At 51.0% G+C, this 15,627-nt stretch carries 15 protein-coding genes; 2 read left to right on the top strand and 13 right to left on the bottom strand.

Annotation, left to right across the window (positions count from 1 at the left end):
* The 13 genes from RJP21_RS11640 to RJP21_RS11580 form a co-directional block, all read right to left on the bottom strand.
* The gene (locus tag RJP21_RS11640; protein WP_310859405.1) at window positions 1-1,482 is read right to left on the bottom strand and encodes an effector binding domain-containing protein; all 1,482 of its coding nucleotides are present in this window, start codon (window positions 1,480-1,482) and stop codon (window positions 1-3) included.
* Complete coding sequence (locus RJP21_RS11635) at window positions 1,479-2,264, bottom strand: VOC family protein (RefSeq protein ID WP_310859404.1); 786 nt, start codon at window positions 2,262-2,264, stop codon at window positions 1,479-1,481. Before RJP21_RS11635 ends, RJP21_RS11640 begins: the two co-directional genes overlap by 4 nt.
* 3 nt (window positions 2,265-2,267) lie before the next feature.
* Entirely contained in the window at window positions 2,268-3,083 is an 816-nt protein-coding gene (locus RJP21_RS11630; RefSeq protein WP_310859403.1) for a VOC family protein, read from the bottom strand.
* On the bottom strand, window positions 3,076-3,891 hold the full coding sequence (locus tag RJP21_RS11625) for a VOC family protein (protein WP_310859402.1): 816 nt from the start codon (window positions 3,889-3,891) through the stop codon (window positions 3,076-3,078). Before RJP21_RS11625 ends, RJP21_RS11630 begins: the two co-directional genes overlap by 8 nt.
* 94 nt (window positions 3,892-3,985) lie before the next feature.
* Window positions 3,986-4,759, bottom strand: coding sequence for an RNA polymerase sigma factor (locus RJP21_RS11620; protein ID WP_310859401.1), 774 nt, complete (start codon window positions 4,757-4,759; stop codon window positions 3,986-3,988).
* Between the two features lie 221 nt (window positions 4,760-4,980).
* Window positions 4,981-5,475, bottom strand: coding sequence for a DUF4358 domain-containing protein (locus RJP21_RS11615; protein ID WP_310859400.1), 495 nt, complete (start codon window positions 5,473-5,475; stop codon window positions 4,981-4,983).
* Window positions 5,476-5,481: 6 nt separating this feature from the next.
* Window positions 5,482-6,621, bottom strand: a complete 1,140-nt coding sequence (locus RJP21_RS11610) for a DHHW family protein (RefSeq protein ID WP_310859399.1) — start codon at window positions 6,619-6,621, stop codon at window positions 5,482-5,484.
* 11 nt (window positions 6,622-6,632) lie between these two features.
* A complete protein-coding gene (locus RJP21_RS11605) occupies window positions 6,633-8,039 on the bottom strand; it encodes an MBOAT family O-acyltransferase (protein ID WP_310859398.1) in 1,407 nt (468 codons plus the stop codon).
* A gap of 38 nt (window positions 8,040-8,077) precedes the next feature.
* Window positions 8,078-8,758, bottom strand: a complete 681-nt coding sequence (locus RJP21_RS11600; RefSeq protein WP_310859397.1) for a GDSL-type esterase/lipase family protein — start codon at window positions 8,756-8,758, stop codon at window positions 8,078-8,080.
* Between the two features lie 16 nt (window positions 8,759-8,774).
* Entirely contained in the window at window positions 8,775-9,494 is a 720-nt protein-coding gene (locus RJP21_RS11595) for an N-acetylmuramoyl-L-alanine amidase family protein (RefSeq protein ID WP_310859396.1), read from the bottom strand.
* Between the two features lie 184 nt (window positions 9,495-9,678).
* On the bottom strand, window positions 9,679-10,455 hold the full coding sequence (locus RJP21_RS11590) for a polysaccharide deacetylase family protein (RefSeq protein WP_397386210.1): 777 nt from the start codon (window positions 10,453-10,455) through the stop codon (window positions 9,679-9,681).
* A gap of 191 nt (window positions 10,456-10,646) precedes the next feature.
* On the bottom strand, window positions 10,647-12,473 hold the full coding sequence (locus RJP21_RS11585; RefSeq protein WP_310859394.1) for a sensor histidine kinase: 1,827 nt from the start codon (window positions 12,471-12,473) through the stop codon (window positions 10,647-10,649).
* On the bottom strand, window positions 12,470-13,147 hold the full coding sequence (locus RJP21_RS11580; RefSeq protein WP_310859393.1) for a response regulator transcription factor: 678 nt from the start codon (window positions 13,145-13,147) through the stop codon (window positions 12,470-12,472). The genes RJP21_RS11585 and RJP21_RS11580 overlap by 4 nt, the downstream gene beginning before the upstream one ends.
* Before the next feature lie 222 nt (window positions 13,148-13,369).
* Between RJP21_RS11580 and RJP21_RS11575 the strand changes: the two genes are divergently transcribed.
* Together RJP21_RS11575 and RJP21_RS11570 are read left to right on the top strand one after the other, a co-directional pair.
* A complete protein-coding gene (locus RJP21_RS11575; RefSeq protein WP_310859392.1) occupies window positions 13,370-13,969 on the top strand; it encodes a TetR/AcrR family transcriptional regulator in 600 nt (199 codons plus the stop codon).
* Between the two features lie 162 nt (window positions 13,970-14,131).
* Entirely contained in the window at window positions 14,132-15,580 is a 1,449-nt protein-coding gene (locus RJP21_RS11570) for an MFS transporter (RefSeq protein ID WP_310859391.1), read from the top strand.
* The last annotated feature ends 47 nt before the right edge of the window (window positions 15,581-15,627 follow it).

Genomic DNA, 15,627 nt, shown 5'->3' with positions numbered 1-15,627 from the left:
TTATTTAGCGCCAGACTTCAAATAATGCTCCAAAAGAGCCGTCACGGGAATCCCGTCGATGGTCATCCCGTCAAGGCGGCAGTTGTTAATGTTAACATCACTTAGGTTGCACCCTTCGAACCTGGCCGTGCTGAGATCGCTGTCCCTGAAAACGACCGGTTCCACGTTAACCCACCCATCGGTGCCGGGCTCCTCATCCAATCGGCTTTGGATGGCCTCCGGCCGCCGAATATGCTCGAATACCGTTCCGCCCATCTGAATTTCGTCGACATGAACGCCGGCAAAATAGATATGCTCCAATTCGGACCCTACGAAGTTCACATGCCTCAGGCGGCTGCTCCGCATGTCGATGCCGTGAAGATCGGCGTTCTGAAAGCTTGCCATCCGGACCCTTTCCCCCCGCAGATCTTGGAGGACATGCCCTCCCTTTTCATCCACGACGATTTTGTCCGTAAGACGTTTATCCTTCGCCCGCCGGCGGACCGGAAAATGCATCTCAAATAAGGAACGTTCGTCATCCGCGCCAAGATAACGTTCGTCATGCCGCTCGAATTCGAAATCGTCCACGGCATCGTATTCCGCCTGCTGCGGAAACCAAAAACCGTGGAAATAATCCCAAACCTGACCGAGCCCGCTTGCTTTCCCGCGATAGGTAACGACGACGAAGTCGTTTTCCGGGACCGTCACTTCCGTCATCCCTTCCGGCAGCGGAGCCTTCGACTGCGCCTCGACCTCCACCCCGGCAACATAACGAAAATCCTGATGAGGTCCAAATGGAGGGTCGTACCTGTACAATCCGATCGTTGCCAAAGGCTGTTTAACATCCGCAATCTCCCGCAGCCGCGGCATGACGCTTTCCCAAAACGCCGGAATGGCCCGCTCCGCTTTTGTCGTTTTTTGGTCGATGAACGTCTCCGCTCCGACGATCCGGCGATCCCTACCCTTGCGGACCTCGACGTTCATGATTCCGGGATATCGGTCCGGGACGAGAAGCTTCGATTCGCTCAAAATCGGCGCGAAAATGTCGAAATCGAAGCTGTCGATCTCGTCCGCCGGAATGTCAAACGGGTTCATCGGATTGAGACGGTTCATTTCAAATCCGAAGGAGCCTTCACGCGTATCCCTTGCATAGGTCCCTTCCGCAAACCATTTGAAAAGGGCGTCGTAAGCCGCCTCCATTTGGGTGCGGTCCCCCTGGACGGTCATTTTTGCAAACCGCTTGGCCGGGATGGTGATCGCCTCAAGCTCGGCAGGCAGCCCGTCGAAATGATGCACCGCCATGCCTACCCACAACGTCGTCACTTCCGTCGCCCACTGCCACTCCGGGATGAAGACGTAACCGTGCTCCCGCTCCGCCACCGCCGGATGTCCGTCGAGCCAAGCGGTTACTTTGGCCCAAGCTTCGCGAACCAGGTTTCCGTCTCTTGGAATCCGCAGAACCGCGGCTTTTATTGCCGGCCTTTCTACAATTTCCACGTTCACGGCGTCACCCCCGCATGCTGCTGGCAAACCATCACGATGTTCCCGTCCTCATCCCGAATGTTAAAAAACGAAACCTGTGGAAGGCGTTGAATGCCATAAACGATTTCGAAGCCGATTTCCTCCGCTTCTTTTGCGGCTTTATCGATATTATAGGTGCCCAGTTGAAAGAGGACCGGCCCCCGCTCGGGAATCGGTACGCCCTCCATCCCGTTGGAATCCAAAATAAGATCCGCCCCGTTATCCATATGAAACACGTGCAGGTGATCGAAACGGTCCCGTTCCCTGACCTCCAGCCCCATCAGCTTCGAATAACGTTCCACCGCGCGGTTTAAGTCCCGTACCCACAAAAATGCCGCTTGGACATGGGGTTCGATGCTGCAGTGGGCGCGGCTGCCGTCAATCCCTCCGAACGCCAAATGATACCCGTCCGGATCGGCGATCACAAATTCCTTCCATGGTCCGCCGTCCGGATAAACGACAGGCTCTTTGGCGATGGTCGCGCCCTTGGACTTGAATTCTTCGTAAAGGCTGTCCAGCGCGGCCCAAGTGTCGACATATGCGGAAACATCGATTCCGAGCTCCGCCCCCGGTTCGGGCGGGTTCGGATGTACGGCGGATGGATCCGGGGCCTGATGAAGCTTGAGGGCCAGTCCGGTTAAACCGTCCCGCTCGGCCCACCAATCCGTCACGTCGAAGCCGAGAACCTCCCGGTAATATTGCCTTGAGCGAGCCAAATCGGACACGGATAATACGGTTAAAGAACTGCTGATTTGTCTGGGCATAGGTTACAGTCCTCCTTCATTCATTTGCGCGACGACAATACGATTGCCGTCCGGATCAAGTAGGGCGAATTCGCTCAGATCAGGGAAATAGCAGGGTTCGCCTGCAAACTGAAATCCTTGATTCCGGGCAAAGGTCCGTGCGGCGTCAAAATCGCCGGTTTCGAAATAAAGCACTTCCGTAAACGATTCCTGGTTCAAATAACGGTTATGGTCAAGCAGCAGCGCGGCACCGGATGCCGCAGGAACGGAATAAATCCTTTGCTCCGCAGCGGCATCGTCATACGGCACGCCCAGAAGATCGGAATACCAGCGGGCGGCCTCCCGCATATTTTTCACATCGACAAAAACGCCGCCGATGCGCGGCTGGATCGGACTTTGCCCCTTAAATGCCTGATCGGCATCCCTCTGATCAACCCAGCAAGCCATATGCGTGTTCCCCTCCGGATCCCGGAAGTTGAAAAATGCCATCGATCCGTGCCTTTCCGGCTCACAAATCGGTTGTCCGCCCTTCTCCCGGACATACCGGAAGGCATCGTCGATATTCTTCGCTTCGAACATGATGCGAGGCATCATCCCTTCGTTCCAATCCGGATTTTCCCGGTTCACCGCATCCGAATCTAGAATCATATGCGTGCCTTGAAAATCAAACCAATAGACGGGACCGCCGTTCAAGCGTTCCTCCATCATCGGCAGACCCAGCAAGCGGCTGTACCATTCTGCCGATCGGCGCAAATCCGTCACGTGCACAAACACGCTGGCGACCCGATTCACGAGCGGAATATCGGCAGCCGTATGAGAAACGTTTTCGTGATTAACCAACTGAAATCATCTCCTTTTCCGAAATACGGATCGTTAACCCTTCGGGGGATGTAACATAAAACAATTGGATGCCATCCTGGTCACGGCACAGGCCGGCTGCTACACCCTTTCCGCATAATTGCCGGTAAGCTTCGCGGATATCGGACGACTGCAGCGAATAAATGGCTCTGCCGTTCATGGCTTGCAGCGCTTGGCGATGTTTCCCTTCGTCCATGCAAATCATCGTGACGATCGTTTCTCCTTCGCCGATCTTCAGATCGGCTCCTTGTCCCCAATGGTTATGCAGCTGAAAGCCCAGGACGTCGGAATACCAACGGATGGAAGCTTCAAGATCCTTAACGGGGAGAAACACTGCAAGAATGCGATGGAACATCGGCGGGAGCGGACGGGGGCTGGGCGTGTAAAAAAGCGAATGTTCCTTTTCATGGCAAATGCCGACCACATTGCCGAAAGGATCGGCCATTTCGCAAACGTTCATGTATGGCGTGCGCATCGTATCCGTTATGCGAATTCCCCTGGACTTGAGCCACTCCCCGTGAAGATCAACCCAATGCGTATACAAGTTGAAGCATGGAACATGTCCCTCCGCATCCAGATGCAACTGCGGCCGGAACGGTTCCCGTTCCTCCGGCTCCGTCAGCGTCAGCCATGTTTCGCCATCATGGATCTTGAGATCGATCTCTTTGCTGCCCCGCCTTGCGATTTGGAATTCGATTTCGCTCGCGTACCACTCCGCCGCCAGCCTGACGTCCGGAACCGGCAATAGCACCCTATCGATGTGCCGTATCGTTGTCATCCCGGGTGGCATGGATTACCTCCTCTCTCCTCTCGACCGTAATTAGCCTGTTTCGTTGTAATAACGATTAAATGGATTTGAACCATACACGTTCATAAAAAACATTTCAAAAAAAAGATTCGCCGATGAGCAGCAGATTGCCGTCGGGGTCATGTAACGTAAAGAAGTATCGCCCATCCCGGGAACGGATTTCCTCGATCCGGCAACCGTTTTCAAAAAGGCGCAAATAAGCGTCGTAGATCAGCCTGGGATCATGGCGGCGGAACGCATCGGTAACGGAGGCGAGCAGCTTGGCGGTTGCCCCTTCCCGGCTTTGTTGCATCGGATAGGCGCCGGCAGCGGTTCTCTCCGGCTCGCGAAGCGCCAGAAGGCGCAGCCGCTTTCGCGCCCTTGAAAGGGCGACCTGGACCGATCCTTCCGCCATGTTGATGCAGAACCCCGCTTCTTTGGCGGTCATGCCGAATACGTCGCACAACAAAACGATGACAAACGGTTTGGGGGTCAAGCGATACATCAGCTCTTCCAGCATCTCGCGCGTAATCAAGGGGTCCGAGTCGGCGGGAGCGGCCGGCGCATCGGCGGGCTCGAGTTCCTCGAAGGATACGGATGTTTGCCGCCGGTGAAGGCGGCAGCAGTCGATCCAAAGATTCCGGGCGATCCGGAACACGTAGGCCTTACTCGCAGTAATCTGCGGTGCTTTCCCATGGCGGTTCAGGACGCGGATCATCGTCTCCTGCACAAGGTCCTCGGCTTCCCACTCCATTCCTGTCAAGGATCGGCAATACCGCAGCAAATCGGGTCTTAGCTCGGTCAAACGTTGAGCGAGGTCGCTTGAATAGGAAGAATAAAGGGGTGTCGTCATCTCATTTGGCTCCATCATTTCATAATGAACTCCATAAAAAACGCAGCATTCTCTCAAATTGATTTGATTTTACCACACATTTGTTCCCATTTTCCATACATTTCCTCAAAAAGGAGGGTGCAAACGCTCGGCCTCGGGTGCTACAAATAAAAAACGCCCTTGATCTTCCCTAATCAGGAGATCAAAGGCTGTAACGTCTAAGCACGCGCTATTTGCATGATGTCCACCAGCATCTTCCATCAAAACGCGCCGTCAAACGCCTGTTCCATTTGCTTCGCCTCTTTGGAAACGGCAAAGAAGACGAACGGTCCTTTGGACTTCAGCACATGGTTTTCCACCAGAAAATATTCCTCCGGGCGGTAATCTTTGAATTTTATTTTTTGCGCGGCGATCCGCTGCTCGATATTCTTTTGGACTTGTTCCGTCTGCCGGGCGTCCTTCAGCTTGATGACCGCCAATTCGTCCGCCCGTACATTCGATGTTGACGTGTAAAGGATGAAGCCGTCCAGGTTGTCGGGATCGATTTTGTAGAGCTTCTGCAGCTTCTCCCCGTCCCTTTGTTTCATTTCCTTCAAATCCGCCGCCTGCTCGATTTTAGTTCCGAGCTCTTCGATGGAAGGTGCGGCATCGTTTTTATCCGCCTTGCCACCGCATCCGGACAACAGGGCGATGGCGGCGACAACAGCCAAAATAGAGGCAAGCAAAGCCCTTGTTCTTTTCCACGATGTTCTCATATATGATCACTCCGATAAATTTAAAATGGATGGGTCTTCGAAAAACGTGTTCACGTTGTATAACAGCAGCATGTCTTGAATCCCCTGCTCTTTCACGAACGCCGTCAAGTCGTCCTCGTAATACCGCAGGTCCACGACGTCGATTTCGCCGAAATGCCCCAGCAAAAACGGAATGAAGCTGTTCGCGTACGAATCCTTGACGACCAGCAGCTTTTTCCCGTTCGGATGGGCCGATTGGATCCGGATCAACGCGTGATTCCCGTTCAAAAACACCGCATATTTGTCTTTTTTCTGAAGCTGATCCATCGCATACAGCGAATCCGAGGTCCGCCCTTCGCCAAAATACGTTACGGTGTACTTTTCTTGCTCTTTGGGCAGGTACAGCCGAATGCCGTCGGGACGCAGATGCCTGAAGCCGCTCTTTGAATACAGCGATCCGTAAAATTCGCCGGTGATTTGCCGGATCTGAAACTCTTCTTCGTGCTGCGGCTCTAGTCCCATTTGCTTGCAGAGCTCCAGATAAGCTGCATAAGCGCCTTTGGTCGTCCAGTGATGGTCGGTTTTATAAAAAATAGGCTGCTCCCTTTCGGCGTATAAAGCGGGGAATACATCGACAAAGCGGATATCGGAAGGCAGCTTCTGCCGGATTTGCCCCAAATAAGCCTCTTCGGTGCCGGTTTCGGCGTATTTCGGCAGCTTGTCTTGAAGCACGGCCGCTGCCGTAGGAACGATCATGGCGTATTTGCGAAGGCCTGGTGTGGCGTCGTCAAACGCATGGATGGCTTCCATCTTGGCCTCCAAATCTCCCTCCGCCGGCGGTTCGAACTTCTGAATCAAGTACCCGTCTTTTCCAAGATAAACGCCGTTGCTTTCCTTTTTCCCCAGCAAGCGGTCCGTATCGGTTTTCGCGCCGATCCACAGGTCCCTGAAAGCAAATTGGTCGGACACGTATTTTTCGAAGTCGGAAGTAAACGTCCCCGATAGCAGTGCATTCAGCGAAAAATGCGGCAGCTGCACAAGCATCCGGTTCTCGGATTCCGAAAAGGCCCGATCCGGGGACGCTATATTGAAAATGGCAATCAAGCCAGTAAAAAATAGCAGCAGCAAAGCCGGTAATGTTTTGTTAAGTTTGTCGTAACCGTTCATGTCCGCCTCCTTTAAAATCGAAAGTATAAAAACGGATTGTACGTTTCATTGACCAAATAGGCCGTTGACAGGAACATGAACAGAACGTATAGAAGCGGAACGGCAACGGCGCCGGCAATTTTCCATCTATTTTTCACGTAGGACAACACCTTGCCCGGAAGAGGGGTCGCGCAAAACGCCAATACGACCAGCAATACGGCATTTGCTGAAAGATCGTAAGAAGCCTGCCGATCGGCAAATCCATTCCCGTAAACACCGAACATCACGCCGATGAAACGCCAGGCGGAAGCCAAATGCTCCATTTCGAACAACACCCAGCCAAGGATGACGATCAGAAGCGTGTAGACATGGCGGATCCATGCGGGAAAGCGCTCAAGCCACCGCAGCAGGAACAGCTTTTCGATCATCACGAAAAAACCGAAATACAATCCCCAGACGATAAAATTCCAGCTGGCGCCATGCCATAAGCCGGTCAAAAACCACACGACCAGCACATTCCGAAGCTGCTTCGCCATCCCCTGCCGGTTGCCGCCAAGCGGAATATACACATATTCCCGAAACCAGGCGCCAAGCGATATATGCCATCTGCGCCAAAATTCCGTCACGCTCCCGGATATATACGGATAACGGAAGTTTTCCATAAAATCGAACCCGAACATTTTGCCGAGGCCGCGAGCCATGTCGGAATACCCGCTGAAATCGAAATAAATCTGCAGGGTAAACGCAATGATGCCAAGCCAAGCGGACAGGACGGAAAGCTCGGCGAACGGCTCCGCTTTGACGCTTGTCCACAGCATCCCGATATTGTTGGCCAGCAGCACTTTTTTGGCCAGGCCTCTCATGAACAGCTCCGCGCCTTCGCCAAAACGTTCAAACGTAACTCTTCGTGACTCCAGCTGCCCCGCGATATCGCCGTATTTGACGATCGGACCCGCCACAAGCTGCGGAAACATCGTCACGTAAGCCCCGAAGGAAACGATGTTGCGCTGTACCGGTACCTTGTTCAGATATACGTCAACGACATACGACATCGTTTGGAACGTGTAAAAGGAGATACCTACAGGCAGCGGCAGATCGGCCGTTTGCAGATGCAAATGAAACAGCTGGTTGATGTTGTCCACGAGAAATCCGGCATATTTGAAGAACCCGAGAATGCCTAAGCTTCCCGTCATCGAACCTAGGAAGACAGCCCTGGCGATTCCCTTTCGGTGTCTATACTTATCGATCAAAAGACCATTAAAGTAATCAAACACCGTCGAAAATACCATGATCAAAATGTATACGGGTTCGCCCCATGCATAAAATATCAAACTAGCGACAAGGAGGATGACGTTTCGCAGCTTCCTTGGCGAACCATAATAAACCAGAAGGGTGACGGGCAGAAAAAGAAACAAAAAGATAAGACTGCTAAAAACCAACCCGCGTCACCTCCAAAACAGAGTGAACCGTCGGCATATTATTTCGTTTGCTCCTTCAACAGCTCCAGTAATTTCGTATAATAGTCGGGTTTAAAATGAATCCCGTCCACGTCATAAAAATCGGGGCTGTTTGAAAAGATCGGCGACAAATCGACAAAAGAGGCGCCTTCTTTGCCGGCCAGTTCTTTGACGGCCTGATTGTAATCGCCGATATTTTTATACCGAGGCTCCATTTTGATAGCGTCCTCCGTTACCGGTGTCACCGACAACAGCGTGATCCGGGCTTGCGGAAGCTTTTCCTTGATCATGCCGATCAACTTTGCGTAATTTTTCATGGAGTAAGCAATAGGATCGTCCGTCGGCCATAAAATGTCGTCCGAACCCAATTGAATAAAGATTTTCTTTGGATTGCGCTTGGTGAGCTCGTCGATGTCTTTAAGCGAAAATTCCGCCGTTTTCCCCGCGCCGGCAAGCACATTTTTTTCGTTCAGCACGTCATGGAAGGAAAGCCCCTCCGTAATGGAATCCCCTAAAAATACGCTGTCTTGAAAAATGGTTTTGAACGAATTTGCATCCGATTTCTGCATATCCGCCTTTTGTTCCTGCGCCTGGGACGCCGCCGGCTGTTGAACCTTGTCGTTCGCCGCTGGGTTTCCGCACGCCGCCAGTGCCAACGCGACACTCCCCATCAGGATTGCAGTAGTGATTTTTTTGTTCATATCGATCTCCCTCTCTTTATCCAAGCTTCAAATATTCTTTGATTCCGTCCAGAATGGAGCCGGCGATCCGGTATTGAACCTCGCTATTTTGCATTTGCTCCTCTTCCTGCGGATTGGTTACATATCCCGTCTCGATGAGAACGGCCGGCATAAAGGTATCCTTCACGACGAAGTAATTCTCTTTTTTGACGCCCCGATCCCGAAACCCGCTTGTTTCCACCACATGGCGCTGCATGATCTCGGCCAAAGGACGGGAATCTTCATGGTAGTAGTAGGTTTCCGTGCCGGACACGCTTGGATCCTCATACGTATTGCCGTGAATGGAAATAAACAGATCCGCGCCCAAATCATTGGCGAATTTCGGTCTGGCGCGGTCAATCGAGGATATGAAACGATCGTCCGTACGGGTCAGATAGACCTCGATTTCGGGCTCTTGCTTCGCCAGTTCCTCGACTTTTAGCGCCAACTGCAGCGTCAAATCCTTTTCGAAACGTCCGCTTGCCCCCGTCGCTCCCCGATCCTTGCCTCCATGCCCGGCATCGATGACGATTTTGTACGGCGCCCCCGGCTGATGGGATGCGGCTCTGTTTTCGCTTAACAGGCGTATCGTTTGATGGTATTGTTCGTTTTTGCCGCGGCTTGCCGCCCTGTCACCCAAGAGGATGTTGCACAGCAGGATGATCAGCGCCACAGACAGCATAAACGTTACGACCAGTATGGCTTTCCTCTTTCTCATTCTCTCTCTCCTCCTCCCGAAAAAGAGTTTAATCGCGCGAGATCAAGATAAAGTGCAGATCATATGAAAAAGATTTATAGATTCGGGCGGCAAAAACAAAAAAAGGAGCGCTCCTTGCAAGACCGCATGGTCTCCCGGAGCAGCTCCTTCTTTCAAACGAAGCCTTCAATATGCATGGCCGCGATTATAATCGATGATCCTTCTGAAAATTCATATGGAAATGCTCGTCATCGTTGTAAACGCCAAAGCGGTAACCTTTTTTCTGATAAAACGCGATAATTTCCGGAAGAACCTGCAACGTTTGCGGCTTTTCATGCAACAACACCACTTCCAGATCGACTTTCGTCGCTTTTTTGATGTTTTCGACGATTTGCTCCGGATGGTCCTTCAACTTCCAATCGTTCGAATCGATCGTCCAATCCCAGATTTTGATGCCTTCTTTGGCGATTTGATCGCGAAGCTTACGGTCTTCGAGTCCCGGAGCCGAGCCGTACGGCGGCCGCACCAAATGGGGATTTTCGCCCGTGAGGTCATGGATGAGCGCCAGGTTTTCTTTCATTTCGGGTACAAATTGTTTTTGATCGTAAAGCTTTTTATATTGATGGGTCATGCTATGCCCCCCGACATAATGGCCTTCCCGCACCGCGCGTTTGACGAACTTTTGCAAATTCTGATGTTTCAATTGGCTTCCTTGCATAAAAAAGGTTGCCTTGACCCCCTGCTGATCGAGCACGTCCAAAATTTTACCCGTCCAATCGCTGGGACCGTCGTCAAACGTCAAATAGACAACCTTCCCTTTCGGCCTGCCATTTTCTTTATCTTGAACGGCCTTACCGGCTGCCGCCGCCGGTTGCCCGCCCGCGAACGTTTTTGCGTGCTGCTCAGCAGCTACCTCCCCGTCAAACGTCGTCCATCTAAAAAGGCAAAAACCGACCAGACAAAGTGCCGCAATCAGCACCATCAAACGTCTGCGTTTTTTTGCTGCGGGCGTTTTACCGTTCGAAACATGATCCGGTTTTGTTCCTGCTGTCATGATCCCATCTCCTCTCTATCTACAAAAAAAGATTAGTAGAAAGAGATGCAGAGCAGATGCAGATGAAATCAACATCAATTAAAAATAAAAAGCGCAGAACCGAAGTTCGCGCTTTAATCTTACGTTTTTTTATTCAAATAAAAATAAAATTGGACCCCGTCCGCCGTGTTGGTCACGCCGTAAGGCACACCGTGCATCTCTAGAATTTTTTTCGAAATGGCCAGGCCGAGCCCGGTTCCTCCGGTCGAACGATGGCGGGAGGGTTCCCCGCGGTAGAAACGGTCCCATATTTTCTCCAGTTGCTCGTTCGGGATATGAGCGCCCTTATTTTCAATGCTTATTTTTACGATGTTCGCTTCTTCAGCGATCGTGATATATATGGATTCCTCCTCCGGCGTATAGCGAATCGCGTTGGTAAGGAAATTGACGACCACTTGCTCGATCCGGAGTTCATTGGCGACCACCTCTATGGGGTTAAGGGAAACATGCAGCTGCAAGCGTTTGTCCTCGATCTCCCCTGCCAGTTTAGCGCAAATCCGCCGGATGACGGCGTCGATCGCAAACGTATCCAAGTCCATTTTATACGTGCCGGATTCATATTTGGCCAGCTCCAGCATATCGACGATCAGCAGATTCATCCGGTTCACTTCATTTTCCATCGCCGCAAAATAATGATCCCGCTTATGGCTCGCAACCCCGTCCTTCAGCACGGAAAGGCAGCTTTGAATGACGCTTAATGGCGTCTTGAGCTCATGCGATACGCCGGAAATAAATTCCTTTCGCGTACGCTCCAGCTGTTTTTCCTTTGCGATGTCCTCTTCCAGCCTGAGGATATGAGCTTGCAGCCGCTCGGAGAGCTCGTTAATGCTGTGCGACAAATCGCCGATTTCATCGCGCGTCGTCACCTGGATTTTTTCGGAAAAGTCAAGCGCCGCCATTTGACGGGCCGTACGGTTGATGCGCAGCAGCGGCCGGGCGATCCGGCGGGAATAATAAAACGAAACGAGCAGCGCGAGCAGAAGGGTGGCGATAATGATGTACACGTAGTAGTTTTGGATCATCCCTACGGCTTCATTAACGGGCTGCAGCGACGTCATCGCAAACAGATATTCGGAATTTCCGTTCCGGTCTTTGATCGGATCCACGAATATTTTGTAGTTCACATGGTTTTCTTCATAATTCAACATTTGATTCGCATTTGCGGTTTGATCAAAATCCCCGTAAAGCAAATCCGCCTGGAATGCTTTGATGCGTTCCAGAAACAAGTGGTTCGTGTAGCGCGATCCACCTGCGCCTTCCGGTATTTGCACTTTCGTAATCATTCCGCTCGCCAGAATGGAGGGATATTTTTCGTGATACTGGGTCGGAGGAGTTGGGTATCGGTTGACGACTTCGTACTCCTTGTTTACCATCTGCCGATTCTCCAGCTGGCTTTCCTCCCGCAGATTATATGGGTATTTCGCCATCCGTTGGATAACCAGCTGCTCTTTCATGATCAATCCTTCAAAGGCGATGGGTTCGCCCTCCTTGATCCAGGGAGTCAGAAACGTGTTATCGCTATAAAATTCTTCCACGTTAATAAAGCTGTAGAGCGGAATCTTTATCGTGCGACCGGAATATGCAGGGTAATCGTACGCTCGGTCCAGCTTGATCTCCATAAAATAATCGTCGGTATTTTGCAAATTGCCGCGGGAATCCAATACCGTGATCCAGGTGTTATGCTTCTGGTAAAAATCCTGTTCGAGCTTCGCCGTCTCCTGCGCGTTCGCGGCATGTTTCATGTAGTCCTGTTTGTAAGCCTGTAGTGCCGACTGAACATCCTTTACCTTTTGATGGGCATAAAATTGTTTAAAAAACACGGTTTGCAAGGCGAAAATAACGGCGATCAGGAACAGGCACAAACCCGCCGTCAACAGGAACAGTTTTAGAACGATTCCCTTTTTCATGGCTCGTCCTCGAATTTATATCCCGAACGCACGACCGTAACGATATGTTTGGCATGTTCCCCCAGCTTGGAACGCAAATTGCGGATATGGCTGTTGACCGTGCGGTCGTCTCCCACGAAATCGTAACCCCAAATTTTCGTAATCAGCTGTTCCCGGCTTATGATGATCCCTTTGTTTTTCATCAGGTACGCCAGAATTTCGAATTCCGTATGCGTCAAACTGCAGCTTTCCCCGTCGACCGTGACGGTTCGGGAAGGAAAATCGATCAAGATGCCGCTGCTGGACAACGTGTCGCTCTCCTGTTCCCGAACCTGCCGGTTCTCCAGAAGCCGCTTCGCCCGCGCAAGGAGTATGGGAGGGCTGTACGGTTTGGTCACGTAGTCGTCGGCGCCGAGTTCGAAGCCAAGGAGCGTGTCGTCTTCATCCGAACGGGCCGTCAGCATGATGATCGGGACGTTCGACGTCTTGCGGATGCGTTTGCACACCGACCAGCCGTCCAATTCCGGGAGCATAATGTCTAATATGATCAAATCAGCCCCATGCTCTTCAAATAACACGAGCGCTTGTTTTCCGTCCGCGGCTTCAAGCACCCCGTATCCTCCTTCAAGAAAATAATCCTTCATGATTTCCCGTAAAATAGGTTCGTCTTCCACAATCAGTATCGTTTTTGGCATAATACAACCTCTCATGGTTCATCGATCCGATGGATGCGTCGAAACCTTGATATCGCAACATCCTCTTCATATGTCGATATGCTATCATGTTTGTCGAATTCAGACAAATGTCCTTCAAAGAATCTCTCATTTTCTCGTGTGCGATTGCGTTAATTTGCCAAAATCACTATATTAATTTACAGTACGGTTTAGTTAAGTATTAATGACGAGGTGATCTTCCGAATGGGCGAAAACGGCAAAAAACGGGGACGTCCCCGCAGCGCGTCTACCGATCTTTTGATTTTGCAAGCGACTCGGACATTGATGCTGGAATTCGGCATGAACAATTTCAGTATGGATGACGTTGCCGCACGTGCCGGCGTGAGCAAACCGACAATATATCTTCGATGGAATTCCAAAGACGAACTGATCACGGATGCTTTCGGTCTGGCAGCCGAGCAAACGGCCATTCCGGATACGGGAGATGCACTGGCGGATTTGCGTGCTTTGCTGGAAAATATGTTGGCTTCCATGGAGCTTTCTTTGGGTTCGGCGGAGGCCGCTCCCCATAAATTGGTGGCCGGAATGCTCGAATCTCCGCAACTGCTTGAACAATACAAGCAAAATTTTATAGCCCCGCGCCGCAAAGATTACGCGAAAATTTTAAAGAAAGGTATTCAAAAGGGGCAAATCCGCAAGGACATCGACGAGGATACCCTCATCGATTTGATTAGCGGCGCCTACTTCTACTGCATGCTTTTTAAACCTGAAACGGAAAATCCGAGCGATTGGATGCAAAAAGCGTTCAACATGATCCAATACGGAATCTCTCCCGTTAATTAACCGATGCGGGCTTCCCGATTCGAAACTTGCCGACTCATCTTGAGCGGCAAGTTTTTTTATTTGATTTTGAAAATTTGCATATTGACACGGTTATAAAATCGAAATAATATATATTTACTTTACGGTTCAGTATTTTATTTATGATTAAAGGAGGTTTACCTCATGGAAGGGAACTTATCGGCGAATGCGGTACATTTGACCCAGCATAAGGATCGGCGCAAATGGTGGTCGTTAACCATCGTTTTGTTTGCGACGTTTATGGCCATTTTGGACGTTTTTATCGTGAACGTTGCGATACCGCAAATGAAAAAGGGGCTTGCCGCAACGGATGCGCAAATCGAATGGGTCGTCGCAGCTTATACGTTGGCCTATGCGGTACTTCTCGTAACCGGAGGAAGATTCGGGGATCTTTTCGGCAGGAAGAAAATGTTTATCGCCGGCGTCTCCGGATTTACCGTCGCCTCTTTGCTTTGCGGCTTTGCGGAGGCTGCCTCTTGGTTAATTGCAGCAAGGGTATTTCAGGGCGTTTCGGCAGCCATTATGGTGCCGCAGGTTCTTTCTACGATCCAGGCTTCTTTCCCTAACCAGAAAGAACGGGGTGTTGCGCTTGGCATATATGGGGCCGTCATTGGATTAGCTTCCGTTGCCGGTCAGGTCGTCGGCGGTTTGCTCATCGAATGGAATATGCTCGACATGGGTTGGCGAAACGTTTTTTTCATCAACATTCCATTTGGCATCGCAGCCATTCTGGGGTCTTTATTCATTCTGCAGGAGACGGTTTTGGAAAAAGCGAAACAGGTTGATGCAGTTGGGGTTCTTCTCATCACGGCAGGACTTTTTCTGTTCGTGTATCCTTTAATCAGCGGAAGCGAACGGGGTTGGCCGGCATGGACCTGGGTATCGCTGGCTGTGTCGATTCTCGTCATATCGTTTTTCCTCAAATATGAAAACCGGTTAAAGCAAAAAAGCAAATCTCCCCTGATCGATTTGAAATTATTTCAAAGCTCGGCCTTTAATTTCGGAATGATCGTCATTTTGGCGTATTACTCGGGAAATGCGGGCTTGTATTATGTTCTCACGTTATACTTGCAGCTGGGGCTTGGACTTGAACCTTACTCATCGGGCATGACCTTTCTTCCGCTTGGACTCGGCTTTGCCGTCTTTTCAATGCTCGCTCCCCGGCTTGTCCGCAAATTTTCGATAAATATTGTTTACGCCGGGGTCACCATTATGTTCCTGAGTTATGTTGCAATGATTGCAATCATACGATTATCAAGCGGCGGAGCTTCCATCCCTGCTCTGGCTGCCGCTCTGTTGTTCGCAGGTGTCGGTCAAGGGATCATTGCACCGCTCCTCATTCAGAGCATTCTCGCCAAAACCGCCAAAGAAGATGCGGGTTCGGCTTCGGGGGTGCTCACCACGTTCACGCAGGTTTCCCAAACGCTTGGCATTGTCGCCATAGCCGCCGTGTTTTATTCCGTCCGGGATTCTCATCATGATGATTCCATCGCTTTTCAGAGCGCGATCTGGATATTGATCAGTTTATGCTTGGCGATTACAGCCGGATTGGTCAAATTGATATCGGCTAACAAGCCGCGAGACGGACATTAAACACCCTTTCAAGCCGCAAATAGCCAGTCGTCGGAATGGAATCCACG

The sequence above is a fragment of the Paenibacillus sp. VCA1 genome (genome assembly GCF_031583795.1).
In the GTDB taxonomy this organism is placed as follows: domain Bacteria; phylum Bacillota; class Bacilli; order Paenibacillales; family Paenibacillaceae; genus Paenibacillus_AQ; species Paenibacillus_AQ albilobatus.
Note: the sequence above shows the minus strand (reverse complement) of the source record. Positions and strands in the feature narration are given on the sequence as shown.

Coding starts and splice junctions, on each gene's coding strand:
- RJP21_RS11575 (WP_310859392.1), top strand. CDS start 13,370: ATGGGCGAAAACGGCAAAAAACGGGGACGTCCCCGCAGCGCGTCTACC.
- RJP21_RS11610 (WP_310859399.1), bottom strand. CDS start 6,621: ATGAACGGTTACGACAAACTTAACAAAACATTACCGGCTTTGCTGCTG.
- RJP21_RS11635 (WP_310859404.1), bottom strand. CDS start 2,264: ATGCCCAGACAAATCAGCAGTTCTTTAACCGTATTATCCGTGTCCGAT.
- RJP21_RS11620 (WP_310859401.1), bottom strand. CDS start 4,759: ATGATGGAGCCAAATGAGATGACGACACCCCTTTATTCTTCCTATTCA.
- RJP21_RS11570 (WP_310859391.1), top strand. CDS start 14,132: ATGGAAGGGAACTTATCGGCGAATGCGGTACATTTGACCCAGCATAAG.
- RJP21_RS11600 (WP_310859397.1), bottom strand. CDS start 8,758: ATGAACAAAAAAATCACTACTGCAATCCTGATGGGGAGTGTCGCGTTG.
- RJP21_RS11615 (WP_310859400.1), bottom strand. CDS start 5,475: ATGAGAACATCGTGGAAAAGAACAAGGGCTTTGCTTGCCTCTATTTTG.
- RJP21_RS11625 (WP_310859402.1), bottom strand. CDS start 3,891: ATGCCACCCGGGATGACAACGATACGGCACATCGATAGGGTGCTATTG.
- RJP21_RS11580 (WP_310859393.1), bottom strand. CDS start 13,147: ATGCCAAAAACGATACTGATTGTGGAAGACGAACCTATTTTACGGGAA.
- RJP21_RS11595 (WP_310859396.1), bottom strand. CDS start 9,494: ATGAGAAAGAGGAAAGCCATACTGGTCGTAACGTTTATGCTGTCTGTG.
- RJP21_RS11590 (WP_397386210.1), bottom strand. CDS start 10,455: ATGGTGCTGATTGCGGCACTTTGTCTGGTCGGTTTTTGCCTTTTTAGA.
- RJP21_RS11585 (WP_310859394.1), bottom strand. CDS start 12,473: ATGAAAAAGGGAATCGTTCTAAAACTGTTCCTGTTGACGGCGGGTTTG.